This window comes from Paraburkholderia sp. GAS199 (genome assembly GCF_050436585.1).
Classification (GTDB): domain Bacteria; phylum Pseudomonadota; class Gammaproteobacteria; order Burkholderiales; family Burkholderiaceae; genus Paraburkholderia.
This window is the reverse complement of sequence record NZ_JBNDMM010000013.1, coordinates 85,906-111,866: the sequence shown is the minus strand read 5'-3', so window position 1 is coordinate 111,866 and position 25,961 is coordinate 85,906. Positions and strand designations below refer to the sequence as shown.

Below are 25,961 nucleotides of genomic sequence, written 5' to 3'. Positions count from 1 at the left end.
CGCGAAGCCAGGCTCGCGCGACGTCGCCGTGCTGTCGAATGGATTGCTGCGGCGCTCGCTGGCGGCGCGGCGGTGCTCGCCTTTGCAGGTTGGCAGGCATTCGAAAAAATGCGCCTGGATTCGCAGCGTGTCGAAGTCGAGCGAATTCTCTCGACACTTTCCGCGCCGCTGGCCGAGCACGCCAGTCTGCTGCACGCACAGGACGAGCGGCGAAAAGCCGTGGCGAGCGCCACGCGTTTGTCCGCACCGCTGGTGCATTTGCGCGATCTGCTCGACGCGCTCAGCTTCGAACCAAACGACGGCGTGGTGTTGCAACAACTGCGTCAACGCATAGGCGAGACCGAGTTGCTCGCCACATCGCGCGGCGATCTCGCGTCGGCCGACTGGCTCAAGCGCCTGAGTGCGATTCGCGGCGTGAAGGGTGCGGACGTCGACGATCTGCACCGGGCAACGCCGCACGGCGGCGCATCGGCCATTGCCGGCGCGATGAATGCGACCAGTGCGATGGAGTTCGCGGCGCGCCTGCGCTGGGACGGACCACCAGCCAGCCACAACGACCACACGCCGCGCTCCACCGCGCCGGCGCCACACAAGTCTGAACAATCCGGAGGTGCGAAATGAGCACGACGTTTCTCGATATGGGCGGCACTTCACGCGCGCAGTTTTCCCTTGTCTCGTTGATGAAGTGGGCGCGTGTGCCGCTCGCGGCATGGAGCGGACGCCGCCGCTTCGCGGTTGCGTCGCTGATCGCCGTGCTCGCGTTCGGCCTCGGCGCGCGCGGCTGGATCGTGGCGGATTTCGGCGGGCTGGACGCGAGCCGGACGGCTCTCGGCGTGGCGAATCAGCATCTCGCCGATGCACGTCAGGCGCTGACGCAGTTGCCCGATCTGCGACGTCGATCTCAAGCTGTGCCGACCTTGCATTTGCCGGCGTCGTGGACGTCGGCGGACGACTTGCGCCTCGTTTCCGAACTGGCCGCGCAGAATGGCGTCGCGTTGCTGTCGGTCGAGCCCGGCGTTGCCAGCGGTGCCGGTGCCGACGCTGCACGTCCAATACAGCTTGCTGCGCGTACTGACTTCGTACACCTGATGTCTTTTTTGCGCGGCCTGTCGGACCTGCCCGTGCTCGTCGTCCCTGGTGACGTGACGGTCAAGCGCGCCGACGGTTTGCTTGTGATCAGCGCGACGCTGAGTGTCTACAGCGGCCTGAACCCGGCCCCGCTCGCCGACGACGCGCAGGTTTCGCCCGACGACAGCGTGGATGCGGACGACGAAGAGGTTGTGTTCTACGACCCGTTCTCGCTGGTGCAAATGCAGGCCTCCAATGCGTTCAACGACACCGACCCGTTGCGTCTCGCGGGGCTCCTGCGCGATCGCACCCGCGCATTGGCTTTGCTGGAAACGCCGGACGGAACCCGAACCGCTTCGGCCGGGCAGCAGGTTGGTGGCGAGCACATTACGCGTTTCGACGCGTCGGGAATCACGCTTGCCAACGGTGACGCGACGCGCACGCTCTCGCTGGCGGAGGCGTCCTGATGCGGCGTTACTTTTCGGTCTCCGGCAATACGGCGCGCCTGGCGAGTGGCAAACGTCGGACTTGCGCGTGCGGTCTGCTAATCACGGCGGTTGCGGCAGGCAGCGTTGGCGTCGCGCATGCGTCCAAAGCGCCGCAACTGCTGCCGCCGTTGCCGACGTACAGGTCGCTCGACGATGCCGTTCCGCTATCTACGGGAGCCTCAGAGGTGCCGCCGCTGCCGCCCGTGCGCACCGTGAGTTCGGCCGACGTGCCCAATCCGTTTCGCGACGATTCCGCCGACGAATCGAGCCCGTCGCGCGCCGTCGCACCCGCTTCACAAAACGAAGCCGACCGCGAATCCGGCGTCGACACCGCAACTGCCGGCCGTGACGATGCCGAACTCGACGGCGCGGTGCCGCTCGCGAAAACATCCGCGTCCCACGACTCCGCCGCGCCGGCGCTCGAAGGGCCGCCGGTGCCTTTGCCGCCGCTGGCGAGAATGAGCAATGCGCCGGAAGGTGCCGACGCCACCCGCCTCGCCGCGGACGACAAACCGATCTCGCTGAATTTTCAACGCGCCGAGTTGGGCGCGGTGCTCAACGCGTTTGCGCAGTTCACCGGCCTGAACATCATTTCGAGCGAACGGGCGCGGGGCGTCGTGTCGTTGCGGCTCGACAAGGTGCCGTGGCGCACGGCGTTCGACACTTTGCTCGACGTCAACGGCCTTGCCATGGAGCGCCACGGAAACGTGATCTGGGTGGCGCCAAGCGCCGATCTGGCCGCGCGCGAACGGATGCGTTTCGAGGCGCACGCCCGTTCCGCGGATCTGGAGCCGCTCGCGAGCCGCACATTCGAGCTTCATTACGCTCATGCCGAGGACGTCCGCCGCTTGCTTACCGGCGCCGGCAACCAGCGCGTGCTGTCCAAGCGCGGTGCCGCGACCGCCGACCCGCGCACCAACCTGCTATTCATCACCGACATCGAGGGACGTCTCGCACAGATTACGACGCTGCTGGAATCGATCGACCGGCCGACCCGTCAGGTGCTGATCGAAGCGCGCATCGTCGAGGGCGAGCATGGGTTTTCGCGCAATCTCGGCGTGCGGCTGTCGATGGCATCGACCAGCGCCGACGGCACCGCGCGCGGGCTGACGGGCGGCAAGGACGGCACGGTCTACGACATGTCGGCCCGTCCGATCGCCGGTTTCGACGCCGCCACGGCTGGGCTGACGCTGTTTGCCGCCGGCGCGACGCGTCTGCTGAATATCGAACTGAGCGCGCTGGAGGCCGACGGCCGCGGCGAAATTGTCTCCAGTCCGCGAGTGGTGACGGCGGATCGCATGAAGGCGGTGGTCGAGCAGGGGACCGAGTTGCCGTATCAGGCGAAGGTCGGGCAGGGCGTGTCGGGCGTGCAGTTTCGCCGTGCTACGCTCAAACTTGAGGTCGAGCCGCAGATCATGCCGGACGGCCGCGTCGTGCTGGATCTCGATGTCGCCAAAGACAGCGTCGGCGAGCAGACCGACGCCGGGCCCGCGATCAACACCAAACACGTGCAAACGCGGGTCGAAGTCGAGGATGGTGGTACGGTGTCGATCGGCGGCATCTACGCCACCGACGACCGGGACGATGTGACGGGCGTGCCGGTTCTGGGCAAAATACCGGTTTTAGGCGCGTTGTTTCGCCATCGGGCTCATCGCGATCAGCGCAGCGAACTGGCTATTTTCATCACGCCGCGCGTCGTTCAGACAAATTAGGGGCAGGCGCGCGCCGCTTTACAGCGGCGGCGCGCAGGCTCGACAAGGCAGCCGCTTTGCCAGTAAGCTGCGGCACGAACCATACCGGATTAGCCAGAGGACACCGTTGCAAGCGCGGGACGCACACGCCAATGTATTTTTCGTAGGGCTCATGGGGGCAGGCAAGACCACCGTGGGCCGGGCCATTGCGCGCCGTCTCGATCGCCCGTTTTTCGATTCCGACCACGAAATCGAAGCGCGCACGGGCGCGCGCATTCCGGTGATCTTCGAGCTCGAGGGCGAGGCGGGCTTTCGCGAGCGTGAAGCCAGCGTCATTTCCGACCTGACCGGGCGCGACAATATCGTGCTCGCCACCGGTGGCGGCGCGGTGCTGCGCCCGGAAAACCGCGAAGCGCTGCAAAATCGCGGTGTGGTGATCTATCTGCGCGCCAATCCGCACGACCTGTGGCTGCGCACGCGGCGCGACAAAAACCGTCCGCTTCTGCAAACCGAAGACCCGAAAGCGCGCCTCGAAGCACTCTACGAAGTTCGCGACCCGTTATACCGGGAATGCGCGCATTTCGTGATCGAAACCGGCCGGCCGTCGGTCAACGGACTCGTCAATATGGTGCTGATGCAGCTCGAGATGGCCGGCGTCGCCAAACATCCTGCGTCATAATGGACCGTATGATTACCGTCAATGTCGAACTGGGCGAGCGCGCCTACCCCATCCATATCGGTGCCGATCTGATCGGCCAGACCGCGTTGTTCGCGCCGCACATCAAGGGCAATTCGGTCACCATCGTCACGAACACCACGGTCGATCCGCTCTATGGCGACACGCTGCGCGCCGCGCTCGCGCCGCTTGGCAAGCAGGTGTCCACGGTCGTTCTGCCCGACGGTGAGGCTTATAAGAACCTCGACACGCTGAACCTGATTTTCGACGCGCTGCTGGGCTCGCGCGCCGACCGCAAAACCACGCTCATCGCGTTGGGCGGCGGTGTGATCGGCGACATGACCGGGTTTGCCGCGGCTTGCTACATGCGTGGCGTGCCGTTCATTCAGGTGCCCACCACGCTGCTTTCGCAGGTGGATTCGTCGGTGGGCGGCAAGACGGGTATCAATCACCCGCTCGGCAAGAACATGATCGGCGCGTTCTACCAGCCGCAAGCCGTGATCGCCGACATCGGCGCGCTGCGCACGCTGCCGGCGCGCGAACTGGCGGCGGGTGTCGCCGAAGTCATCAAGACCGGCGCGATTGCCGACGCCGGCTTCTTCAACTGGATCGAGGCGAACGTCGAGGCGCTCAATCGCTGCGAGCCGCAGGCGCTGGCCGAGGCGGTGAAGCGTTCGTGCGAGATCAAGGCGTCGGTCGTGGCGCAGGACGAACGCGAAGGCGGTCTGCGCGCCATCCTGAACTTCGGCCACACGTTCGGCCACGCAATCGAGGCCGGGCTCGGCTACGGCGAGTGGCTTCATGGCGAGGCGGTCGGTTGCGGGATGGTGATGGCAGCGGATCTCTCGGTGCGCATGGGCTATCTCGACGAACCTTCACGCCAGCGTCTCGTCGACGTGATCGTTGCTGCGCATTTGCCTGTTCGCGCACCCGCGCTCGGAGAGGCTCGCTATGTCGAGTTGATGCGGGTCGACAAGAAGGCTGAAGCCGGCGCAATCAAATTCATTCTGCTGAAGCGTTTCGGTGAGACGCTCATCACCCAGGCGCCCGACGCCGACGTGCAAGCCACGCTGGCCGCCGCCGTCTGAACGACGCCACGGCGAAGGTTCGCAGCAAGGCTTACGCACCGCGTCACGAGGCGCCGCCCATGTTTCGGAGAATCCGGTGACTGACAGGCGCAGCGACGATGTAAAGCTCGATCATGCAAATGCGGCGGCGTTCAGCGCGCCGACGCAGCAGGACCTGGAGGCGCATCTCGCGCCGTACGCGGCGCGTTCCGTCGAGTCGCGCGGCCGGCGCTTTCCCGAGGCCGCGCCCAGCGCACGTACGGAATTCCAGCGCGACCGCGATCGCATCGTCCATTCCACGGCATTTCGCCGGCTCGAGTACAAGACGCAAGTCTTCGTGAATCACGAAGGCGATCTGTTCCGCACGCGCCTCACTCACAGTCTCGAAGTTGCGCAGATCGCGCGTTCCGTGGCGCGCAATCTGCGCGTGAACGAGGATCTCGTCGAAGCCATTTCGCTGGCGCACGACCTTGGCCACACGCCGTTCGGCCACGCGGGCCAGGACGCACTGAACGACTGCATGCGCGAGCATGGCGGCTTCGAGCACAATCTGCAGAGTCTCGCGGTGGTCGACGATCTGGAGGAGCACTATGGCGCGTTCAACGGGCTGAACCTGTGCTTCGAGACGCGCGAAGGCATTCTCAAGCATTGCTCGCGCGAGAACGCGCGGCGGCTCGGTGCGCTGGGCGAGCGCTTTCTTGAAGGGCGGCAACCGTCGATCGAAGCGCAGATTGCGAATGTCGCCGACGAGATCGCGTACAACAATCACGACGTGGACGACGGCTTGCGCTCGGGCTTACTCACCGTCGAGCAACTGGCCGAAGTGGAACTCTGGCAGACGCATTACGCGGCGGCGCGCAGTGATTTCCCGCAGATCGAAGGGCGGCGGCTGATTCACGAGACGGTGCGACGGATCATCAACACGCTGATCGTCGACCTGATCGAGACGACCCAGCAGAATCTCGCCCGACATGCGCCGGCGTCGCTGGAAGACGTGCGCGCCGCTCCGCCGCTGGTCGCGCACAGCGAAGCCATCGCGGCGCAGGCCGCGGCACTCAAGCGTTTCCTGTTCAAGAATCTGTACCGGCATTACCGCGTGATGCGCATGGCCAACAAGGCGCGACGCGTGGTGGCCGGTCTGTTCGACGCATTCACGGAAGATCCGCGGCTATTGCCGCCGAGTTACCAGTCGAAGGACGCGTCGGCGCAACCGCGCCTGATAGCTCACTACATCGCGGGGATGACCGATCGCTACGCGGTGAAGGAGTATCAGCGGCTGTTCGTGATTGACGATAACTGAGGGAAGGGTGAGGAACGCCCGGCGTCATTGCGGCGGCGCGCCGAGCGATTAGCCTGGTAAAGGCAGGCGGCGCTGAAGTCTGAAGTAGTCAGTCCGGCGACGCGAGCGCACAGACGAGCATCGAAGGCGCGCGCCTGCGAAATGCAGCGCAACGCCCAGCCGAGGCCATCTTCACGTCTGGGCCCGTCACGGGCCCATTAGCCCTTACCGCAGCCGCGACGCAAACAGCGCGCCGGCGATCAACGCGACCCCGCCGACGATTGCAATCGTCTGCCAAGGGTTTTCGTGGACGTAATCGTCTGCGTCGGCAATGGCCACTTCGGCGCGCTCGCGCACCGCTTCGCGCGTGTCATTCAGGCGGCCGCGCGCCACTTCCAGCTGCTTGCGCAGTTTGCTGCGCAGCGCCACGGCGTCGGCCTGTGTGCCGTCGGCAAGCGTGGATTCCAGCTCGGACATCAGGGTGCGCAACTCGCCGGCAATGTCTTCTGCCGCGTGGCGGCCGTGGCGCGCAATGCGTCGCGCGCGGCGGCTCGTGGAAGTCCAGGATTCGCCGAGGGCGTCTCGCGTATTCGGAAGTGTTGTCATGGTCGCTCCGTCGATGAGGTGAAAAGATCCCGCGCAGAGTCTCTTTGCGCGCCGGAAACACCCCGAGAACGCAACTTCGGTGCCTACACCCGCAAGTCCGCACAGCGCGGCTTCCAGCGGTCATTCCTCAGCAGATATTGCACGGCGGGCGCCAAATCCGGGTCAAAGTTACAAAGCATGCCGCCGGATTTTCACGCGACGACGCGCGGCGAAGCGCCGAAAGGGCGCGATCGCCGGAAAAATGAAAAAACGCCGTCACGAGATACATGACAGCGTTGTCCAAGCCGCGAAAATTCGACTACCCTAACTCAACAGCCCCCAATTTTTTCGGGAGCGTTAGAAACGGTAACCGATGTTGACGTAGGTGACGATCGGGTTCAGCTTGATCTTGGTCTGCGACTGCACGTTGAGCGTGCCGACCGGCGTGCTCGCGGCGGTGTTCAGCTTGGCCGTGGTGCTGAGCGGCAGGTACGAGACCGAGAAGCCCGCGAACCAGTGCTGGTTGAACGCGTACGTGAAGCCCGCATTAAACACCGGCTCCCACGAACTATCCGTAGTAACGCTGGTCGGACCATGCAGAACGTTTGCCTCGAATCCGCTGTTGGTGATCTTTTCGTCGGTGAACCAGATGCGGCTCACGCCAACGCCGAGATACGGACGGAAGGTCGCGGTCGGGCTGTTGAAGTAGTACTTGAACAGCAGAGTCGGGCTCCACTGTTTTGCCTGACCGAGCTTGCCGAATTGCGAAAGGCTGCCCGAGCCTTCGAGGTCGAAGGAAGGCGGGACGCCAATCACGAACTCGGTCGCGATGTGATCGGTAATGAAGTAACCGGCGGTGAAGCCGATGGTGTCGGCGGAACTCAGCGTAGCGCCGGTGTTGGCTTCGGAGATGTTGGTCGGGCTGCCGCCGATGCTCGTTATCTTCAGCGGTTCGCTGCTCGACTGAGGTGCGAGGTGGAACCAGCCTGTGGTGACGAAAAAGCTTCCGGCCGATTGCGCATGCGCTGCTGTTGAAATACAGGCTAGCGCTGCGATCCCCGTTACGGCCTGTTTTAATTTCATATGTGCTCCTCCAAAAAAGGCCCGCTCATTATGACGAGAACGTTTGAAACAAACCATACGCGGCGGTTAGAGTTTTCTCCCTAAGCGCCGCGCGCTTCCTGCTTAAGCCGTGTGGCGCCGAACCTCGGGCGCATGCGGTTCTCCGGACCTTCGGGTATGTACCAACGCGACTATCGGATACTCCAGCATGGCACGGCTTGCACGTCTCTATGTCCCTGACCAGCCGCAGCACGTCATCCTCCGCGGACTCGATCAGCAGCCCGCATTCGTCGACGACCAGGACTACGAGCTTTTCATCGACTGCCTGAAAGCGGCATCGCGCGATCATCACCTGTCTATCCACGCCTACGCCCTGATGCCCGGCGCGGTTCAATTGCTCGTCACGCCGACCGAGGAATCGAGTCTGCCCAAGGCGATGCAGGCTGTAGGACGCCGCTACGTGGCGCACTTCAACCGGCGCTACGCGCGCCGCGGCACCTTGTGGGAAGGCCGGTATCGCGCCACGGTGATCGAGGGCGAGCGTTACTTCCTGCTGGCGAGCCGCGTGGTGGAAATGTGCCCCGTGCGTGCCGGCCTCGTGGCCGCGCCGGAGGATTATCGCTGGTCCAGTTACCGGCATCATATTGGTTTGACGCTCGATAGCTTAATTACCGACCATCCGTTGTATTGGTCCCTCGGAAATACGCCTTTCGAGCGGCAGCGCGCCTACCGTGAACTCTGCGAGCAGCCGCTCGACGAGCGCGAAGCCAGTCAGTTGCAACAGGCCACGCTCAAGGGCTGGGTGCTGGGCAGCGACACCTACCGGGAGTGGGCGGCGCGGGCGGCAAACCGGCGCGTTTCACCGTTGCCGCGCGGACGGCCGCGCAAGGTTCGCGAGACGCCGCAGACGCAGTAAAGCGTTTTGCATCAAGACGTTGGGTTTGAAACGGCATCTCCGCATGCCGTTTTATTTTGCCCCAAAATGATGTGGAACCAATTAAATTTAGCCGCAATGCACCAACTTGATAATTGGGGATCAATCATCACGTTTTATTTGCTATTCCATTGATTCGTCGCGTATATTCCGAATTCCGGCGATTTTTGATACGCGTAGCATCCAGCGTAAAGAGCGCCGTCGTGGTTGCGGTTCCAACTGCGGCAATAGAAAAACGGTTTAACGGCCTGTCCGGCCCCTCACAGACGGTGTCCCCATGAACGACCACCAGCAACCGACTCATCCGGTTCCCGCCGCGCAAGGTCTGTACGACCCGCAAAACGAGCACGACGCCTGCGGCGTCGGCTTTGTCGCTCACATCAAGGGCAAGAAAAGCCACGAGATCGTTCAGCAAGGCCTGAAGATTCTCGAAAACCTCGACCACCGGGGCGCCGTCGGCGCCGATCCGCTGATGGGCGACGGCGCGGGCATCCTGATCCAGATTCCGGACGGCTTCTATCGCGAGGAAATGGCCAAGCAGGGCGTGGTGCTGCCGCCGCACGGCGAGTACGGCGTCGGCATGGTGTTCCTGCCGAAGGAACACGCTTCGCGTCTGGCTTGCGAACAGGAACTGGAACGCACGGTGAAGGCCGAAGGCCAGGTCGTGCTGGGCTGGCGCGACGTGCCGGTCGACCACACCATGCCGATTTCGCCCACCGTGAAGGCGAGCGAGCCGCTGATCCGCCAGATTTTCATTGGCCGCGGCAAGGACATCATGGTGACGGACGCGCTCGAGCGGAAGCTGTACATCATCCGCAAGACCGCCAGCCACCGCATCCAGGCGCTCAAGCTCAAGCACGGCAAGGAATACTTCGTGCCGTCGTGCTCGGCGCGCACGGTGGTCTACAAGGGGCTGCTGCTGGCCGGTCAGGTCGGCGTGTACTACCGCGACCTGCAGGACGACCGCACGGTGTCCGCTCTGGCACTGGTGCACCAGCGCTTCTCGACCAACACGTTCCCGGCGTGGGAACTGGCTCACCCGTACCGCATGATCGCCCACAACGGCGAAATCAACACGGTGAAGGGCAATGTCAACTGGCTGAACGCCCGCACCGGCGCGATCGCTTCGCACGTGCTCGGCGACGACCTGCCGAAACTGTGGCCGCTGATCTATCCGGGCCAATCGGACACCGCCTCGTTCGACAACTGTCTCGAACTGCTGGTGATGGCCGGCTACCCGCTCGTCCACGCGATGATGATGATGATCCCGGAAGCCTGGGAACAGCACACTCTGATGGACGAGAACCGCCGCGCGTTCTACGAATACCACGCCGCGATGATGGAGCCGTGGGACGGCCCCGCCGCGATCGCCTTCACCGACGGCCGTCAGATCGGCGCGACGCTCGACCGTAACGGTCTGCGTCCGGCGCGCTACATCGTCACGGACGACGACCTCGTCATCATGGCGTCGGAAGCCGGCACGCTGCCGATTCCCGAGTCGAAGATCGTCAAGAAGTGGCGTCTGCAGCCGGGCAAGATGTTCCTGATCGACATGGAACACGGCCGCATCATCGACGACAAGGAATTGAAGGACAACCTCGCGAACGCCAAGCCGTACAAGAGCTGGATCGACGCCGTGCGCATCAAGCTCGACGAGATCGAGGCGAAGGCCGAAGACGTCGCGACGGAACGCCGCGAAGCCGCTGCCTTGCTGGATCGTCAGCAGGCGTTCGGCTACACGCAGGAAGACCTCAAGTTCCTGATGGCGCCGATGGCGCAGGCCGGCGAAGAAGCTGTTGGTTCGATGGGCAACGACTCGCCGCTGGCGGTCATGTCCAACAAGAACAAGACGCTCTATCACTACTTCAAGCAACTGTTCGCGCAAGTCACGAACCCGCCGATCGACCCGATCCGTGAAAACATGGTGATGTCGCTGGTGTCGTTCGTCGGTCCGAAGCCGAACCTGCTCGACACGAACAACATCAACCCGCCGATGCGTCTCGAACTGTCGCAGCCGGTGCTCGACTTCAAGGACATCGCGAAGATCCGCGCGATCGATCAATACACGGGCGGCAAATTCAGCTCCTACGAGCTGAACATCTGCTATCCGGTGGCATGGGGCAAGGAAGGCATCGAAGCGCGCCTCGCCTCGCTGTGCGCGGAAGCCGTCGACGCTGTCAAGTCCGGCTACAACATGCTGATCGTGTCGGACCGCAAGACCGACCGCGACAACGTGGCGATTCCGGCGCTGCTGGCCACCGCCGCCATCCACACGCACCTCGTGCAGCACGGTCTGCGCACGAGCGCGGGTTTGGTCGTCGAAACCGGCTCGGCGCGTGAAACGCACCACTTCGCGCTGCTCGCGGGCTACGGCGCGGAAGCTGTGCACCCGTACCTCGCCATGGAAACGCTCGGCCAGCTCGCGGCGGGCCTGAAGGGCGACCTGTCGGCGGAAAAGGCGGTCTACAACTTCACCAAGGCAGTCGGCAAGGGCCTCCAGAAGGTCATGTCGAAGATGGGCATCTCGACGTACATGTCCTACACCGGCGCGCAGATTTTCGAAGCGGTCGGTCTGGCTGAAGACCTCGTGCAGAAGTACTTCAAGGGCACCTCGTCGAAGGTGGGCGGCATCGGCCTGTTCGACGTCGCGGAAGAAGCCATCCGTCTGCACCGCGACGCGTTCGGCGACAACCCGGTTCTCGCCAACATGCTCGACGCGGGCGGCGAATACGCTTATCGCGTGCGCGGCGAAGAACACATGTGGACGCCGGATGCGATCGCCAAGCTACAACACTCGGCACGCAGCAACTCGTATCAGACGTACAAGGAATACGCGCATCTGATCAACGATCAGACGAAGCGTCACATGACGTTCCGCGGCCTGTTCGAGTTCAAGCTCGATCCGACCAAGGCGATTCCGCTCGACGAAGTGGAACCGGCCAAGGAAATCGTCAAGCGTTTCGCCACGGGCGCGATGTCGATGGGTTCCATCAGCACGGAAGCCCACGCCACGCTCGCCATCGCGATGAACCGTATCGGCGGCAAGTCGAACACGGGTGAAGGCGGCGAAGACCCGAACCGTTACCGCAACGAACTGCGCGGCATTCCGATCAAGAACGGCGACACCATGAAGTCGGTGATCGGCGACGAAGTGATCGCCGACATTCCGCTGAAAGAAGGCGACTCGCTGCGCTCGCGCATCAAGCAGGTCGCGTCGGGCCGGTTCGGCGTGACGGCGGAATATCTCGCCTCGGCCGACCAGATCCAGATCAAGATGGCGCAGGGCGCGAAGCCGGGCGAAGGCGGTCAGCTGCCGGGCCACAAGGTGTCCGAGTACATCGGCAAGCTGCGTTACTCAGTGCCGGGTGTCGGCCTGATTTCGCCGCCGCCGCACCACGACATCTACTCGATCGAAGATCTGGCACAGCTGATTCACGACCTGAAGAACGTCAATGCGTCGTCGAGCGTGTCGGTGAAGCTCGTGTCGGAGTCGGGCGTCGGCACGGTGGCCGCGGGCGTTGCCAAGGCCAAGGCCGATCACGTCGTGATCGCCGGCCATGATGGCGGCACGGGTGCATCGCCGCTGTCGTCGGTGAAGCATGCCGGCACGCCGTGGGAACTGGGTCTCGCGGAAACGCAGCAAACCCTGGTGCTGAACCAGTTGCGCGGGCGTATCCGCGTGCAGGCCGACGGTCAGATGAAGACCGGCCGCGACGTCGTGATCGGCGCGCTGCTCGGCGCGGACGAATTCGGTTTCGCGACGGCGCCGCTGGTGGTGGAAGGCTGCATCATGATGCGCAAGTGCCACCTGAACACTTGCCCGGTCGGCGTCGCGACGCAAGATCCGGTGCTGCGCGCCAAGTTCTCGGGTCAGCCGGAACACGTCGTGAACTTCTTCTTCTTCGTTGCGGAAGAAGCGCGCGAACTGATGGCGCAACTGGGCATCCGCAAGTTCGACGACCTGATCGGTCACGCCGAACTGCTCGACATGAAGAAGGGCATCGAGCACTGGAAGGCGAAGGGTCTGGACTTCTCGCGCGTGTTCTACCAGCCGGAAGTCTCGGCGGAAGTGGCGCGCAAGCACGTCGACGTGCAGGACCACGGTCTGGACAAGGCACTCGACCACACGCTGATCGAGAAGGCCAAGGCGGCGATCGAGAAGGGCGAGCACGTCTCGTTCATCCAGCCGGTACGCAACGTGAACCGTACGGTCGGCGCCATGCTGTCCGGCACGATCGCGAAGAAGTACGGCCACGACGGCCTGCCCGACGACTCGATCCACATCCAGTTGAAGGGCACGGCGGGCCAGAGCTTCGGCGCGTTCCTCGCCAAGGGCGTGACGCTTGATCTCGTCGGCGACGGCAACGACTACGTCGGCAAGGGCTTGTCGGGCGGCCGCATCATCATCCGTCCGACCAACGATTTCCGCGGCAAGTCCGAAGAAAACATCATCTGCGGCAACACGGTGATGTACGGCGCGATCGAAGGTGAATCGTTCTTCCGTGGCGTGGCAGGCGAGCGCTTCTGCGTGCGTAACTCCGGCGCGACGGCGGTTGTCGAAGGCACGGGCGACCACGGTTGCGAATACATGACGGGCGGCACGGTCGTCGTGCTCGGCGAAACGGGCCGTAACTTTGCGGCCGGCATGTCGGGCGGCGTAGCGTATGTGTTCGATCCGGACAACTCGTTTGCGGGCAAGTGCAACAAGTCGATGGTCGCGCTCGATCCGGTCCTGCAACAGGCCGAACAGGAGCGCACGGTCGACAAGGGCCTGTGGCACACCGGCGCAACCGACGAAGCGCTGCTCAAGGGGCTTATCGAACGTCACTTCCAGTTCACGGGTTCGCCGCGTGCAAAGGCGCTGCTCGAAAACTGGGACGCGTCGCGCCGTCAATTCGTGAAGGTGTTCCCGACCGAATACAAGCGCGCGCTGGGCGAACTGGCAGCGAAGAAGGCGAACAAGGAAGTTCTCGCCGCATAACTGTCCGCGCTCGGCAAGACGTAGACGCCACATTTAGCCGTACCCGCTGCGCCTCACCGGTCAACCGGTCCGCGCAGCGGGTTTAGATCACCCCTATATACAGATAGAGAAGAGAACCACATGGGCAAGGCAACCGGTTTTCTCGAGTTCGAACGCCGTCACGAGGCGTACGAAGCTCCGCTCACGCGTGTGAAGCACTACAAGGAATTCGTCGCGGCACTGACCGATGACGAAGCGAAGATTCAAGGCGCACGTTGCATGGACTGCGGCATTCCGTTCTGCAACAACGGCTGCCCGGTGAACAACATCATCCCGGACTTCAACGACCTGGTGTTCCATCAGGACTGGAAGAACGCGATCGAGGTGTTGCACTCCACGAACAACTTCCCCGAGTTCACGGGCCGCATCTGCCCGGCACCGTGCGAAGCGGCCTGTACGCTCGGCATCAACAACGACCCGGTCGGCATCAAGTCGATTGAACACGCGATCATCGACAAAGCCTGGGCCGAAGGCTGGGTTGCACCGCAGCCGCCGAAGCACAAGACCGGCAAGAAAGTCGCCGTGGTCGGTTCGGGCCCCGCGGGTCTCGCCGTCGCGCAGCAACTCGCGCGCGCGGGGCACGATGTCACCGTGTTCGAGAAGAACGACCGCATCGGCGGCCTGCTGCGTTACGGCATTCCCGACTTCAAACTGGAGAAGTGGCTGATCGACCGCCGCATGCGTCAGATGGAAGCCGAAGGCGTGACGTTCCGCGCGAACGTGTTCGTCGGCAAGGAAGGCTCGCTGCCGGTCTGGATCGGCAACACGGCGAAGGAAACCATCACGCCGGCCGAACTGAAAGAACAGTTCGACGCCGTGGTCGTGGCCGGCGGTTCGGAAACGCCGCGCGATCTGCCGGTGCCGGGCCGCGAGCTGGAAGGCATCCATTACGCGATGGAATTCCTGCCGCAACAAAACAAGGTCAACGCCGGCGACAAGGTCGCGAACCAGCTGCTCGCCAAGGGCAAGCACGTGGTCGTGATCGGTGGCGGCGACACGGGTTCGGACTGCGTGGGTACGTCGAACCGTCACGGCGCGAAGAGCGTCACCCAGTTCGAACTGTTGCCGCAACCGCCGGAAGAAGAAAACAAGCCGCTCGTGTGGCCGTACTGGCCGATCAAGCTGCGCACGTCCTCGTCGCACGACGAAGGCTGCGAGCGCGATTGGGCGGTGGCGACCAAGCGTCTCGAAGGCAAGAACGGCAAGATCGAGAAGCTGATCGCGGCGCGCGTCGAATGGAAGGACGGCAAGATGCAGGAAGTGCCGAATTCGGAATTCGAAATGAAGGCCGATCTGGTTCTGCTCGCCATGGGTTTCACGCAGCCGGTTTCGCCGGTGCTCGAAGCGTTCGGCGTCGACAAGGACGCGCGTGGCAACGTGCGCGCCGCGACCGAAGGCGACAAGGCCTACTACACCTCGGTGGACAAGGTCTTCACGGCGGGCGACATGCGTCGCGGCCAGTCGCTGGTGGTGTGGGCGATCCGCGAAGGCCGTCAGTGCGCACGTTCGGTCGATGCGTTCCTGATGGGTCATTCGGAACTGCCGCGCTAAGCCGTCAAGCAGCATCAAGCATTCGTGCCCGACCATGCGTCGGGCGAAACCGAAGCTGAACCGACGCAAAAAAAGCCGGGCACCCGCAAGGGTTGCCCGGCTTTTCTGTTTTCTGCGCGTGCCCTTTCGAGCGTACTCGGCTTACTTGCAATAGCGCGCCAGGGTCAGGCCGTCGAGATCGATTTCCGGCTTGTGGTGCGTAATCAGATCCGCGACGACACGTCCCGAGCCCATCGACATCGCCCAACCCGTCGAACCGTGTCCGAGATTCAGCCACAGCCTCTCGATGCCGGACGGCCCAAGCAGCGGCGCGCCGTCGGGCGTCATCGGCCGCCGGCCGACCCAGAAGTGCGCCGAGGTCGGATTGGCGGCGTGCGGAAACCAGTCTTTGAGCACCTTCATCAGCGTTTGCAAGGCCTGTTCGCGCAACGTGGTCTGCCGGTTGCCGAGTTCTGCCGTGCCGGCAATGCGCAGATTGTTGCCGAAGCGCGTGATCGCCGTTTTGAGCGACTCGTCCATTAGCGCTGCCTGCGGCGCTTTTTCTTCGTCGGTGACGGGCAAGGTGGCCGAATAGCCTTTGACCGGATAGAGCGGCACTTTGATGCCGAGCGGCGCGAGCAGCGCGGCGCTATCCACGCCCAGCGCCACCACTACCGCGTCGGCGGGCAGTGTCTCGGCGCCGCGGTCGCTGTCGAGATGCACGCCGTGCACGGCGCCGCCTCGTACGTCGAGCGACGTCACGCGCGTATCGAAGCGGAACCGGACACCGTTGCGCTCGCAGATTGCGCGCAATTCACGCGTGAAGCGCGCGCAGTCGCCGGCTTCGTCGTCGGGAAGATAGAGTCCGGAAAGCGGCGCCTGATTCGCCCAGCGCAAACCCGGTTCGATTTCGACGCATTGTGCCGCGCTCACTTCACGGTGCGCGATGCCGGCGTCGCGCAACACGGCGAGCGCGGGCTGCGCGAGTTCGACGTCGTACTCGCTGCGGAACAGTTGCAGATAGCCCTGACTGCGACCGTAATCGAACGGATGACGGCTGCGAAACTCGTGCAGACAGTCGCGGCTGTAGTACGCGATACGCTGCATGCGCTGCTTGTTGGCGCGAAATCTTTCGAGGTCGCATTCGCGCAGCCAGCGCGCAATCCAGCGCCATTGAGCCGGATCGAGGGTCGGGCGGAAGATCAGCGGCGACGCCGGCTTGAACAGATACTTGAAAATCTTGGCCGGCATGCCGGGCGCGGCCCATGGCGTGACGTAACCCGGTGCGATCACGCCGGCATTGCCGAAACTCGTGGACAGCGCGACGTCGGGTTCGCGCTCGATCACGGTAACGTCGCAGCCTTGCGAGCGCAGATAAAACGCCGTGGCGACGCCGATCACACCGCCGCCGAGAACAATCGTATTCATGTGGTTCTACTGCACTTTCAAGCGGTGGGCTGGCTTGCGCCCAGCACTTTGCCCCGGGTTTCCGGCAGACACAACGCAGCGACGATCACGAGCAGGTAGCCCGTACCTGCCACGATGCCCATCGCCTTAACGAGCGTCATGGTTTGCGACAGTGTACCGACCAGAATCGGAAAGAACGAGCCGAGTCCGCGCCCGAGGTTGTAGCAGAAACCTTGTCCTGAGCCGCGTATCGCATTGGGATACAGCTCCGACAGATAAGCGCCGACGCCGGCGAAAATACCCTGCACGACGATGCCGAGTGGAAAGCCAAGTGCGAGCATCATGCCGTCGGTGATGGGCAGCATGGTGTAGACCATGCCGAGCACGAACGAGCCGATCGCAAACAGCACGAACGAGGCGCGCCGGCCAATCCTGTCGCACAGAATCGCGCCGACGATATAGCCCGTGAACGAGCCCACGATCAGCACGATCAGATAACCGCTCGTGTTGAACACGGAGAGATGCCGTACGGTCTTCAGATAGGTAGGCAGCCACGTCGTGATGGCGTAGTAACCGCCGAGCATGCCGGTGCACAGCGCGCTGCCGAGCAGCGTGGTCTTCAGGTAAGGGAAGGAAAAAATCTGCAGGAAGTGCGAGGTATCGACACCGCTTTCGCGCGCGCGGCGTGTCTCCAGAAAGATTTCCGGGTCGCTCACATTGCGGCGGATGTAGATGATCCATGCCGCCGGCAGCAGGCCGATCCAGAAGCACGCGCGCCACGCGTACTGTTCCGGCAGCAGCGCGAAAAACGCCCAGTAGATGATCGCCGCCGCCGCCCAGCCGAACGACCAGCTGCTCTGCACGGTGCCGACCGCCTTCGCGCGATGCTGCGGCGAGCGGATCGTCTCCGCCATCATGATCGTCACCACCGACCACTCACCGCCGAACCCAATGCCTTGCAAGGTTCGCGTGGTGAGCAGTTGCCAGAACGAATGCGTGAAGCCCGACAGGCAGGTGAAGATCGCGAAGGTGGCGATGGTCCATTGCAGCACGCGAACGCGGCCGTAGCGGTCGGCCAGAATGCCTGCGAGCCAGCCGCCTATCGCCGACGAGATCAGCGAACTGGTGGCGATCATGCCGGCTTCGCTTTTCGTCATGCCCCACGTCGCGATGAGCGTGGGAATCAGGAACGAGTAAATCATGAAGTCGAAGGCATCGACCGCATAGCCGCCGAAACCGGCATACAGGGTGCGGCGTTCGCGCTGCGTCAATTCAGTGAACCATTGGAGAGAAGCCATGTTTTTTTGTGTTCTCCAGGAGCTGGCTGCCTGCGGCGGCTCGTTTTGTTGGGTCTTTGTATTCTACGGGGATGAACCGCGCGAGGACCAGCCGGGTTCAAAAATGACGGCTGCGGTAATAAACCGAAAAGAGAAGACAAGACCGGGAAATCAGACGTGAAAGGCGGGTCAGTCGCCGGCGGCCATGCCTGCCCGCCAGGCGAGCGTGACCCGCGATTGGGTTTCCTTACCAACTACTACCGTGTAACCCAAAGACTATTGATCGCCGTTAAACTGCGCCCGCAGTGACCAAGCTGCAACAGACAACTCACGCCCGCGCTATCCACATTCAATGTCCGCTCACGCCATTTCCTGCTCGCAGTCCCGCCGCATCGCGAGCACGCCAGTGCGGGCGCTGCATTCGCGCCGTGCGTTCCTGAAGTCGTCGGCGAGCGTGTTGCTGCTCTCCGGTGTCGGCGGCTCGCTGTTGTCCGCGTGCGGCGGCAGCGTCGGCAGCGACCTGCCGGAAACACCGCGTCTCGCGTCGGTGAATAATTTCCGTGATGTGGCGGGCGCGGCGGCAGGTTATCCGACTGTCGACGGCAAGCAGATGCGTCGAGGGGTGTTCTATCGCTCGAACGTGCTGACCTTCAGCGCGCAAGATCAGGCCGTGGTCGACAAACTCGGCATTGTTTCGGTGTACGACCTGCGCACGCCGGGCGAAGTCGCGCGCACGGCGGACTTGCTGCCGGCCGGCGCCACCTCGCAGACTTTCAACGTGCTCGGCACGCTCGACGCCACGACGCCGATGTTCGACACCGCTGGCGCGGCGAACGGCTTCCTCGAAGGCCAGGCGCGCGGCTACGTCAACGGCGGCGTGCAACGTGCCGCCTTCGGTGCGCTGCTCAAGCGGCTTGCCGAGGGGCCGGGCGCCCAGCTGTTTCATTCGAACGCCGGCAAGGACCGGACCGGCTGGGTCGCGGCGCTGCTTTTGAGCATTGCAAACGTGCCGCTCGACGTCATCATGCAGGACTACCTGTTGAGCAACGTCTATTCGGCACCGACGATCAAGGCGCAGCTCGATACATTGCGCGCCCAGGACGGCGACGCGATCGCGACGACTCAGGCGCCCTTGCTCGGCGTGCAGGAAAGTTATCTTCAGGCGGGATTCGATCAGGTGCAGTCGAGCTACGGCACCATGGAAAACTATCTGACCAAGGGCCTCGGGCTCGCGCAGGAAACCATCGACACCTTGCGCGACCGGCTGGTCGGATGATGCGGGCGCTGGGCGCGTGCCGTCTCGCAAGCGCTTAGGCAAAAAAAAGTCCGCCCCAACACAGCTGGGCGGACAGAGAAGGGCGGCATCGAGGTTGCCGGTGGCGACTATAAAGCCGCGACGCTCGTGTGAGGCGATCCAGTAAGGGCGCGTAAGTGGCCGCCTTTAATACCGCGAATGCCGCTTCTTCCCGTTCAGTTATCCCGACTCAACGCCGGCGTGACCGGCAATTCGATCCGCACTTCCAGACCGCCCTGCGCGTGATTGCGCACGTGGCAACGGCCGCCGCGATCATGCGCGAGCCGCGCGACGATCGCCAGACCAAGACCGCAGTGACCTTCGCCGCCGCGCGCGGCATCGAGCCGGACGAAGGGCTTCATCGCGGCTGCGATGCGGTCGTCGGGAATGCCGGGGCCGTGATCGCGCACGCTGATGATCCAATGCCGGTCGTGGCGCTCGGTGCCGATATCAACCGGCGCCGAGCCGTGTTCCAGCGCATTGTCGACGAGGTTCGTGACGAGCCGGTCGAGCAGGGTGCGCGGCAGCCTGAACGACGGCCCTGCATGCAGGTTCAGCGTGAAGAGCGGCGCTTCGGCGCTGTCGGTTGCGGAGAACTGCTCCTGCAGGAAATCGTCCACTTCGACCGGCGGTCCGGCGTCGGCGGACTGCCCGGCGAACTCCAGGAACTGCTGAACGATATTGGTGAGCGAATCGACGTCGCGGATCAGTCCCGCGCGCTCGTTCTCCGCCACCAGCACGCTGGCGCGCAACTTCAGGCGCGTAAGCGGCGCTTTCAGATCGTGCGCGACGCCGGCCAGCATCACCGCCTGGTCGTCGCCGGCTTCGTTCAGACGCCGCATCATGTCGTTGAAGGAGCCGATCAGATCGCGCAGTTCGCGCGGCCCCTGTTCGTTGACCGGCTCGGGCCGGCCGCCCGACCCGAATGCGCGAGCGGCGTCGGCGACGCGCGACAGCGGCCGTTGCATCTGCCAGACAGCGAACAGCGAAAGAATCAGCGACGCGAGCAGCATCGAGATGGATTCGATCAGGAAGCGCGGGGGCGGCGGCACGTCCACCGGCACGACTACCCAGTTCGGTTTGCCGGGAAACAGCACCCACAGTTGCGGCGGACGCATGTCGTCGACGGCGATCTGGGTGCCGGGCGGCAGGTTTTCGCGCAGATGCTGGCTCAGGTGCATCAGCGGACGTTGGTCCGGCGCATGCAGATGCACGCTCGCAGGCATGTTCCAGGTAGGCACGAGATGCACGCGCATGGCAGGCGCGAGTGCGGCGCCCTTCATCGGCTCGCCGTTGACGGCCTGCAGCACCAGCAGCAGACCGCGCGCAAAACCGTCGATCTCATGACGCGGCGGTTGCATCACCACCAGTACGAACCAGCCGGCCTGAATTGCGAACAACACGACCGTCGAAAGCAACGCCATTCTGCCGAACAACGTGTTCAGCGGGTTTTTCATGCGCCTGGGACGCTCTCGCCGGCGAAGGGTGCGCCATCGGCGTCGGGTACGAACACGTAGCCTTTGCCGCGCACCGTTTGCACGTAGCAGGGATTGGACGGGTCGTCTTCGATCACGCGGCGCAGGCGCCAGATCGGCACGTCGAGACTGCGGTCGCGGAAGGCGAGGTTGTCGCGATGCACGAGATCGTGAATCAGCACGCGCGACAGCACCTTGTACGGATTGTTGACGAAGATCTTCAGGAGCGCGAACTCACTGTCGCGCAGCGGCAGTTTCGAGTTGTCGCGCGACAGCGAACGCGTGGCGAAGTCGAGTTCGAACGGCCCGAAACGATAGGGCTTGCGGGCTTCCGGCGCGCTCGTGGTGGACGGCCCGCGGCGGCGCAGAACCGTGTGGATGCGCGCCAGCAATTCTCGCGGATCGAACGGCTTGGTGAGGTAGTCGTCCGCGCCGAGCGACAGCCCGACGATGCGATCGGCCACCGTGCCGCGCGCGGTCACGAAGATCACCGGAATGTCGTCGCCGGCGGCGCGCAGCGCGGTGAGCGCGCGCAGGCCGTCGGTGTTCGGCATCATGATGTCGAGCACGACGACGGAAGGCCGCTCGCGTTCGAGCCGCCGTTGCAAATGGGTGCCGTCATGCAGCACTGACGCGTCGAAGCCGTTCGATTGCAGAAACTTGCATAGCAGATCGCGTACGACCGGATCGTCGTCGACGATAAGGACCTGTGGATTCATGACGAAATTCTAGACCGAGGCGTGCAGCGCGCGGCTTAGTGTTTTCTTACCAACGCTTACGTAGTGCAAGGCAAGCCGTCTCCGCGTGCGTGTAAGGCCCGCCGGTAAAGGCTCACGCCATATTTCAACGGTACGACGGACAAGCCTCCGCGCCATGCCCCGAAAACCATTTCGCACGGCTTAAATTCCTCCGATGAAAGATTTTGCGCGATGTCGGAATCTCTTGGAACGCGTCGGAACGGGTCGTAAGAACCGCTGAAAAGCGCGCTTTTCTTCGTGCATCGCTCGAACCTGCCCAGCGTGATGATTCGTCGTGCAGTACGTTGCGCCGCATGTCGAAACAGCCTAACGCCTTGGGCCCACGGCAGGCGGCGTGAAATCGAAAACCTAGCGCCACGCGAGGCTCATCATGACCGTCCCAAGCAATCTCAGTTCAACCCGTTTCTCATCGCTGGCGCCTGCGCAGCCGGTGGAAAGGCCTGCTACGTCGAACAACGCGTCGGGCACGACGCCAGCTCGCGAGTCGGGCTCCCAGCCGTTGCCCTCGTTGCCCAGCGGAATGCTAGGCCATCACGTCAACACGACAGCCTGATCGATCGAGGCCCGTGTGTCGACCCCCAGAAAAATTGACCGCTTCATCCGTCTCGCTGCGTGGTTGACGCTCGGCGCGGCGCTGCTGCCGCTCGGCGGCTGCGCCGTTGCCGCACTGCCGTGCCGGTTGACCTCGGCAACGCTGAAAATCATCCCGGTCGTCGGCCATGCCGCGGCCACCCCGTTCGACATGTGTTCATCCGCGATCGACTGAATCATGACACCCAAACGGATTGCCTGCGCGTTGGCCTTGCTGGGCGGCGCGTTGTTATCGAGCGCGCATGCACAACCTGTTGCGCGTGAAGCGGTTGCAGCGAGCGCCGCGGCGAAGAACGCCGCCGACGCCCGCAAGCGTGCGCAGGAGACGCCGTACGCGTTTCGCGGCATCGCGCTCGGCACCACGCTCGACGAGTTCCGTTCGGGCTCGACCGTGCGCGCGACGCCGCTCGGCAGCGTGCCGGTCTGCGAGACGGACGTGCAGGCCGGCGCGCTCGGCATGCGTCTGAAGTCGCGCGACAGCCTGACGGTGGCATGCCGCTGGGCACATCGCGGCGACGACGGCTGGCAGCTCTCGCAGGCCGTCGTGGATGGCGCTCCGTCGCAGGAACACGTGCTGCGTTTTGCGCGTGTGGACGGCCAGAGCGCGCTGCGTTTGTACGAGATTTCTTTCGTGATCGACGAAGTCACCGCCGAGGATCTGCGCGACGCACTGGCAGACCGTTATGGCACGCCGCGCATGGTGACGCAGCATGTGTCGACGTCGAACGCGATGCCGGTCTACGTGTGGGAAAACGCGGTCAGTTCGATCACGTTGTGTTTCCTGCCGGGCACGCGCAACGGCACGCTCACGTATCTGCTGAAAGGCTCGGATGCCTGGGTGAAGTCGGTCGTTCGGCAATGGGAGGCGAGCGGTGCCGAAGCAGGTTGAGGCCATCACGCGCCGTTCGTTCGAAGTGGCCGCCAAGCCCCGTTTTACATCTGGCCGCAGTGGCCAAGGAGCACGCATGACTGCGCTACGTCTTTGTGTCGCGCTGGGCGCGGCGGCCTGTCTCGCGGCTTGCGCGAGCAACCAGCAAGCCTCGATCGTCAATACGCCGATGGCGCCGCCGCTCGAGTCGGCGCCTTTGAACGTCAACACGCAAGGCGCGATCTATCAGGCCGGCATGCCGCTGCTGCTCTACGAAACGCCGCACGCCCAGCATATCGGCGACGTGCTGACGATCCGTCTGTCGGAATCGTATAGCGGCAACAACAGCGCCACCGCAGCCGCGAGCCGTGCAAGCAGCATCACCGCCGACGCCGCCGATCATTCGACCAATGCCGCGGCGCGTCTGGCGCGTCTCTTCAACGTGGGATCGGCCAGCACCGATTACAAAGGGCAGGGCAATCTCACCGACGTCAGCGGCATGAGCGGCACGCTCGCCGTGACCGTGATCGGCACGATGTCGACAGGCAACCTGGTGGTGTCGGGTGAAAAGGTGATTTCGATGAGCGGCAACCGCGACCGTTTGCGGCTCTCGGGGATCGTGAATCCGAAGGACATCGAAGCAGGCAATTACGTCGCGTCGAGCAAGGTCGCGAATGCGCGCATCGAACAGGCCGGCGTCGGCATGGTGTCGGATGCCACCACCCTGGGCTGGCTGCAACGCATGTTCATGAGCGTGCTGACGTTCTGATGCAGCGGCAACGGCGGCGCGCGCTGTGTTCGGTACGCGCCTCCCGTTGCCGGAATCTCACGACAACGGCGTGCTGCGCTCGGCCGCGCCGATTTCACCGTCCGGCACGAACACATAGCCGCGGCCCCACACCGTTTGCACGTAACGCGGTTCCGACGGATCGACTTCGATTAGCCGGCGCAAACGCCAGATCGACACATCCAGACTGCGGTTGCGATGCACCTCGCTATTGCCGTGCAGTTTTTCCAGCAATTGCGCGCGCGTCAGCACGGTCATCGCGTGTGTGACGAACACTTTCAGCATGGCGAATTCGCTGGAGCGCAGCGTGATGCGTTCGCCGTCGCGGCGCAATTCGCGCGCGGGAAAATTGACCTCGAAGCGGCCGAAACGATACGGCGCGCGCTGCTCCGGCGCACTCGGCGCAATCGTGCCGCGCCGGCGCAACACAGTGCGGATACGCGCGACCAGTTCGCTCGGTTCGAAAGGTTTGCCGAGATAGTCGTCGGCGCCGAGTTCGAGGCCGATCACGCGGTCGATCGGATCGGCGCGCGCGGTCAGCAGAATGACGGGAATATCGTCGCCGGCCACGCGCAAGGCGCGCAGCGCGCTGATGCCGTCGAGCTCCGGCATCATGATGTCGAGCACGATCAGCGCCGGACGTTCGTCCTGCAACTTGCGCTGCAACGCCATACCGTGTTCGAGCGTGGTGACCTTGAAGCCGCGCCCTTGCAGATATTCGCTGACGAGCTCACGTACGACGGGGTCGTCGTCGACGACCAGAATAGATTGGTTCATCAGGCCATCTTAGTGACCCGCGCGGGCGGAGCAAAGCGGGTCACGCTTTCCAATCCTTTCTCGCGTAAGAGAAAGCAAGCGTGCTGTGCCCCTAGTTTGCCTGCGAGGTCTGGATGGACTGCATCGACTGCCGCGCGAAATCCGTCTGGTCGACGACCATCTTCGCGATCAGACCGTCGAGCTTGGTCGACGCGCTGGAAAAGCGGTCGGTGTTCAGGCCGCCGGTCTGATAGCGCGCCGTCACCAGAATGCGGCCGTGCTGGATCAGCGTGAGGTCGATGATCGACAGATACTGGATCGACTCGTCGCTGAACGCGCGACGGCCGTAGTCGATGGCGGCGTTGTACACGAGCCGCGCTTCGCAACCGGCCGGCGAGGTGCCCGGATTGTAGACGTCCGAACGAACGCCGCGCCGGTCGAGCGCGATCTGCAGTGCCGGCACGAAGTCGCCGATCGACACCGCCTGATTCACTTCGATGCAGACGTGCCGCAGATCGGCAGGGCGTCCGTTCACGAAGGTCGGCGAAGAATAGTTGGCCGCGATGGCGTAACCGGCCTGAATCACGGAACCGGTTGCGTCGGCCGCCGAGATCAGCGTCCACGCGCAGCCGTTCAGGCCGAGCGCCATGGTGGCGCACGCGCCGAACCACGCGCACGGACGCCGCAACATGGTCCACGCTGCCCGTGGGACTCGCGTCAAGGTGCAAGCGCGCAAGCTCGGCGTGAAGATCATGATGCGGTGCCTGGTGGCGATAAAGGAGTGCGGCTCGGAACGGCGGTGCGGCTCACGCTCAGCGCGTGACGCGCAGGCGCAATTCGTTCTGGCCTTGCACGCTTGCCGTGACGTTCACGCGTCGGTCGGCGCTGGTCACGATGAAGTGCTGACGCGTCGGCGTGTTGACGTCGTGCACGACGTTCGGAAAGCAGGCCGCGATATCGGCGCCGAATTCTTCCAGCGGATCGTTGACCACGCCGTCGGCTTGCCAGTGCGCGCGCCAGTGGCAGTCATACGAGTGAGCGTTGGCGCGGCAGTCGTCGGCGGCCGAGACACCCGGCAGTTGCGCGGCGGACTGCGTATGCAGTTGCTTGAAGTCGGGTGCGTCGACGATGTGCTTCAACGCGGGACACACGTCCGCGGGTTCGGCGACTTGAGAAATCTGTGCGGCGTAAGCTGTGCCGGAGAGCAGCAGCGCTGCGCCGAAAGCGAGCGCGGGACGCTGGGCCAGAGCTTGGGAGCGGCGATCGAATGACATGGGCGAGAGTCCAGTAGCAGTGAATGACATGCGGACCACGAGGGGGTAGGGCCCGCACGACAATCGTCGCTGCT

Annotated in this window: 22 protein-coding genes; 13 read left to right on the top strand and 9 right to left on the bottom strand. The window is 63.7% G+C overall.

The window, feature by feature from the left end; genetic code table 11:
- The first annotated feature begins 108 nt into the window (after positions 1-108).
- From P3T18_RS35000 to P3T18_RS34975, 6 genes are all read left to right on the top strand, one after another.
- Positions 109-621 carry a fimbrial assembly protein gene (locus P3T18_RS35000; protein ID WP_429304563.1) on the top strand — a complete coding sequence of 171 codons (513 nt, stop codon included), beginning with the start codon at positions 109-111 and terminating at the stop codon, positions 619-621.
- Positions 618-1,535, top strand: a complete 918-nt coding sequence (locus P3T18_RS34995) for a hypothetical protein (protein ID WP_429304562.1) — start codon at positions 618-620, stop codon at positions 1,533-1,535. Before P3T18_RS35000 ends, P3T18_RS34995 begins: the two co-directional genes overlap by 4 nt.
- Positions 1,535-3,268, top strand: a complete 1,734-nt coding sequence (gene pilQ, locus P3T18_RS34990; protein WP_429304561.1) for a type IV pilus secretin PilQ — start codon at positions 1,535-1,537, stop codon at positions 3,266-3,268. Before P3T18_RS34995 ends, pilQ begins: the two co-directional genes overlap by 1 nt.
- A gap of 106 nt (positions 3,269-3,374) precedes the next feature.
- Positions 3,375-3,926, top strand: a complete 552-nt coding sequence (locus tag P3T18_RS34985) for a shikimate kinase (RefSeq protein ID WP_429304560.1) — start codon at positions 3,375-3,377, stop codon at positions 3,924-3,926.
- An 8-nt stretch (positions 3,927-3,934) separates the two neighbouring features.
- A complete protein-coding gene (gene aroB, locus P3T18_RS34980) occupies positions 3,935-5,011 on the top strand; it encodes a 3-dehydroquinate synthase (RefSeq protein ID WP_429304559.1) in 1,077 nt (358 codons plus the stop codon).
- Positions 5,012-5,087: 76 nt separating this feature from the next.
- A complete protein-coding gene (locus P3T18_RS34975) occupies positions 5,088-6,290 on the top strand; it encodes a deoxyguanosinetriphosphate triphosphohydrolase (RefSeq protein WP_429304558.1) in 1,203 nt (400 codons plus the stop codon).
- A gap of 204 nt (positions 6,291-6,494) precedes the next feature.
- Here P3T18_RS34975 and P3T18_RS34970 read toward each other — a convergent pair whose 3' ends face one another.
- Together P3T18_RS34970 and P3T18_RS34965 are read right to left on the bottom strand one after the other, a co-directional pair.
- Positions 6,495-6,875 (bottom strand): DUF883 family protein, encoded by a 381-nt coding sequence (locus tag P3T18_RS34970; protein ID WP_429304557.1) that lies wholly within the window; start codon positions 6,873-6,875, stop codon positions 6,495-6,497.
- Between the two features lie 336 nt (positions 6,876-7,211).
- Entirely contained in the window at positions 7,212-7,937 is a 726-nt protein-coding gene (locus P3T18_RS34965) for an OmpW/AlkL family protein (RefSeq protein ID WP_429304556.1), read from the bottom strand.
- Positions 7,938-8,124: 187 nt separating this feature from the next.
- Here P3T18_RS34965 and P3T18_RS34960 point away from each other — a divergent pair, with 187 nt between their 5' ends.
- From P3T18_RS34960 to P3T18_RS34950, 3 genes are all read left to right on the top strand, one after another.
- Positions 8,125-8,832: a transposase gene (locus P3T18_RS34960; protein ID WP_429304555.1), complete on the top strand. Its 708-nt coding sequence runs from the start codon at positions 8,125-8,127 to the stop codon at positions 8,830-8,832.
- Between the two features lie 295 nt (positions 8,833-9,127).
- Positions 9,128-13,831, top strand: a complete 4,704-nt coding sequence (locus tag P3T18_RS34955) for a glutamate synthase-related protein (protein ID WP_429304554.1) — start codon at positions 9,128-9,130, stop codon at positions 13,829-13,831.
- 120 nt (positions 13,832-13,951) lie between these two features.
- A complete protein-coding gene (locus P3T18_RS34950; RefSeq protein ID WP_429304553.1) occupies positions 13,952-15,421 on the top strand; it encodes a glutamate synthase subunit beta in 1,470 nt (489 codons plus the stop codon).
- A 141-nt stretch (positions 15,422-15,562) separates the two neighbouring features.
- Here the strand turns inward: P3T18_RS34950 and P3T18_RS34945 are convergent, their stop codons facing one another.
- Together P3T18_RS34945 and P3T18_RS34940 are read right to left on the bottom strand one after the other, a co-directional pair.
- Positions 15,563-16,828, bottom strand: coding sequence for a D-amino acid dehydrogenase (locus P3T18_RS34945; RefSeq protein WP_429304552.1), 1,266 nt, complete (start codon positions 16,826-16,828; stop codon positions 15,563-15,565).
- A 17-nt stretch (positions 16,829-16,845) separates the two neighbouring features.
- Entirely contained in the window at positions 16,846-18,105 is a 1,260-nt protein-coding gene (locus P3T18_RS34940) for an MFS transporter (RefSeq protein ID WP_429304551.1), read from the bottom strand.
- A 331-nt stretch (positions 18,106-18,436) separates the two neighbouring features.
- On the opposite strand from P3T18_RS34940, the gene P3T18_RS34935 reads away from it, so the two are divergent.
- The gene (locus tag P3T18_RS34935) at positions 18,437-19,360 is read left to right on the top strand and encodes a tyrosine-protein phosphatase (protein WP_429304550.1); all 924 of its coding nucleotides are present in this window, start codon (positions 18,437-18,439) and stop codon (positions 19,358-19,360) included.
- A gap of 194 nt (positions 19,361-19,554) precedes the next feature.
- Here P3T18_RS34935 and P3T18_RS34930 read toward each other — a convergent pair whose 3' ends face one another.
- Together P3T18_RS34930 and P3T18_RS34925 are read right to left on the bottom strand one after the other, a co-directional pair.
- Positions 19,555-20,835 carry an ATP-binding protein gene (locus P3T18_RS34930; protein WP_429304549.1) on the bottom strand — a complete coding sequence of 427 codons (1,281 nt, stop codon included), beginning with the start codon at positions 20,833-20,835 and terminating at the stop codon, positions 19,555-19,557.
- Entirely contained in the window at positions 20,832-21,572 is a 741-nt protein-coding gene (locus tag P3T18_RS34925) for a response regulator (protein WP_429304548.1), read from the bottom strand. Before P3T18_RS34925 ends, P3T18_RS34930 begins: the two co-directional genes overlap by 4 nt.
- A gap of 637 nt (positions 21,573-22,209) precedes the next feature.
- On the opposite strand from P3T18_RS34925, the gene P3T18_RS34920 reads away from it, so the two are divergent.
- From P3T18_RS34920 to P3T18_RS34910, 3 genes are all read left to right on the top strand, one after another.
- Positions 22,210-22,377: a DUF6726 family protein gene (locus P3T18_RS34920; RefSeq protein WP_429304588.1), complete on the top strand. Its 168-nt coding sequence runs from the start codon at positions 22,210-22,212 to the stop codon at positions 22,375-22,377.
- A gap of 3 nt (positions 22,378-22,380) precedes the next feature.
- Entirely contained in the window at positions 22,381-23,091 is a 711-nt protein-coding gene (locus tag P3T18_RS34915) for a hypothetical protein (RefSeq protein ID WP_429304547.1), read from the top strand.
- A gap of 76 nt (positions 23,092-23,167) precedes the next feature.
- Entirely contained in the window at positions 23,168-23,839 is a 672-nt protein-coding gene (locus P3T18_RS34910; protein ID WP_429304546.1) for a flagellar basal body L-ring protein FlgH, read from the top strand.
- Positions 23,840-23,896: 57 nt separating this feature from the next.
- On the opposite strand, the gene P3T18_RS34905 is transcribed toward P3T18_RS34910, so the two are convergent.
- From P3T18_RS34905 to P3T18_RS34895, 3 genes are all read right to left on the bottom strand, one after another.
- The gene (locus P3T18_RS34905; RefSeq protein WP_429304545.1) at positions 23,897-24,634 is read right to left on the bottom strand and encodes a response regulator; all 738 of its coding nucleotides are present in this window, start codon (positions 24,632-24,634) and stop codon (positions 23,897-23,899) included.
- Positions 24,635-24,725: 91 nt separating this feature from the next.
- Positions 24,726-25,367: a hypothetical protein gene (locus P3T18_RS34900; RefSeq protein WP_429304544.1), complete on the bottom strand. Its 642-nt coding sequence runs from the start codon at positions 25,365-25,367 to the stop codon at positions 24,726-24,728.
- 58 nt (positions 25,368-25,425) lie between these two features.
- On the bottom strand, positions 25,426-25,887 hold the full coding sequence (locus P3T18_RS34895; RefSeq protein ID WP_429304543.1) for a hypothetical protein: 462 nt from the start codon (positions 25,885-25,887) through the stop codon (positions 25,426-25,428).
- Positions 25,888-25,961: the final 74 nt, after the last annotated feature.

Excerpts from the sequence above, each read along its gene's own strand:
- P3T18_RS35000 (WP_429304563.1), top strand. The coding sequence starts at position 109 with ATGCGCCTGGATTCGCAGCGTGTCGAAGTCGAGCGAATTCTCTCGACA.
- P3T18_RS34995 (WP_429304562.1), top strand. The coding sequence starts at position 618 with ATGAGCACGACGTTTCTCGATATGGGCGGCACTTCACGCGCGCAGTTT.
- pilQ (WP_429304561.1), top strand. The coding sequence starts at position 1,535 with ATGCGGCGTTACTTTTCGGTCTCCGGCAATACGGCGCGCCTGGCGAGT.
- aroB (WP_429304559.1), top strand. The coding sequence starts at position 3,935 with ATGATTACCGTCAATGTCGAACTGGGCGAGCGCGCCTACCCCATCCAT.
- P3T18_RS34970 (WP_429304557.1), bottom strand. The coding sequence starts at position 6,875 with ATGACAACACTTCCGAATACGCGAGACGCCCTCGGCGAATCCTGGACT.
- P3T18_RS34965 (WP_429304556.1), bottom strand. The coding sequence starts at position 7,937 with ATGAAATTAAAACAGGCCGTAACGGGGATCGCAGCGCTAGCCTGTATT.
- P3T18_RS34960 (WP_429304555.1), top strand. The coding sequence starts at position 8,125 with ATGGCACGGCTTGCACGTCTCTATGTCCCTGACCAGCCGCAGCACGTC.
- P3T18_RS34955 (WP_429304554.1), top strand. The coding sequence starts at position 9,128 with ATGAACGACCACCAGCAACCGACTCATCCGGTTCCCGCCGCGCAAGGT.
- P3T18_RS34950 (WP_429304553.1), top strand. The coding sequence starts at position 13,952 with ATGGGCAAGGCAACCGGTTTTCTCGAGTTCGAACGCCGTCACGAGGCG.
- P3T18_RS34945 (WP_429304552.1), bottom strand. The coding sequence starts at position 16,828 with ATGAATACGATTGTTCTCGGCGGCGGTGTGATCGGCGTCGCCACGGCG.
- P3T18_RS34940 (WP_429304551.1), bottom strand. The coding sequence starts at position 18,105 with ATGGCTTCTCTCCAATGGTTCACTGAATTGACGCAGCGCGAACGCCGC.
- P3T18_RS34935 (WP_429304550.1), top strand. The coding sequence starts at position 18,437 with ATGTCCGCTCACGCCATTTCCTGCTCGCAGTCCCGCCGCATCGCGAGC.
- P3T18_RS34930 (WP_429304549.1), bottom strand. The coding sequence starts at position 20,835 with ATGAAAAACCCGCTGAACACGTTGTTCGGCAGAATGGCGTTGCTTTCG.
- P3T18_RS34925 (WP_429304548.1), bottom strand. The coding sequence starts at position 21,572 with ATGAATCCACAGGTCCTTATCGTCGACGACGATCCGGTCGTACGCGAT.
- P3T18_RS34915 (WP_429304547.1), top strand. The coding sequence starts at position 22,381 with ATGACACCCAAACGGATTGCCTGCGCGTTGGCCTTGCTGGGCGGCGCG.
- P3T18_RS34910 (WP_429304546.1), top strand. The coding sequence starts at position 23,168 with ATGACTGCGCTACGTCTTTGTGTCGCGCTGGGCGCGGCGGCCTGTCTC.
- P3T18_RS34905 (WP_429304545.1), bottom strand. The coding sequence starts at position 24,634 with ATGAACCAATCTATTCTGGTCGTCGACGACGACCCCGTCGTACGTGAG.
- P3T18_RS34900 (WP_429304544.1), bottom strand. The coding sequence starts at position 25,367 with ATGATCTTCACGCCGAGCTTGCGCGCTTGCACCTTGACGCGAGTCCCA.
- P3T18_RS34895 (WP_429304543.1), bottom strand. The coding sequence starts at position 25,887 with ATGTCATTCGATCGCCGCTCCCAAGCTCTGGCCCAGCGTCCCGCGCTC.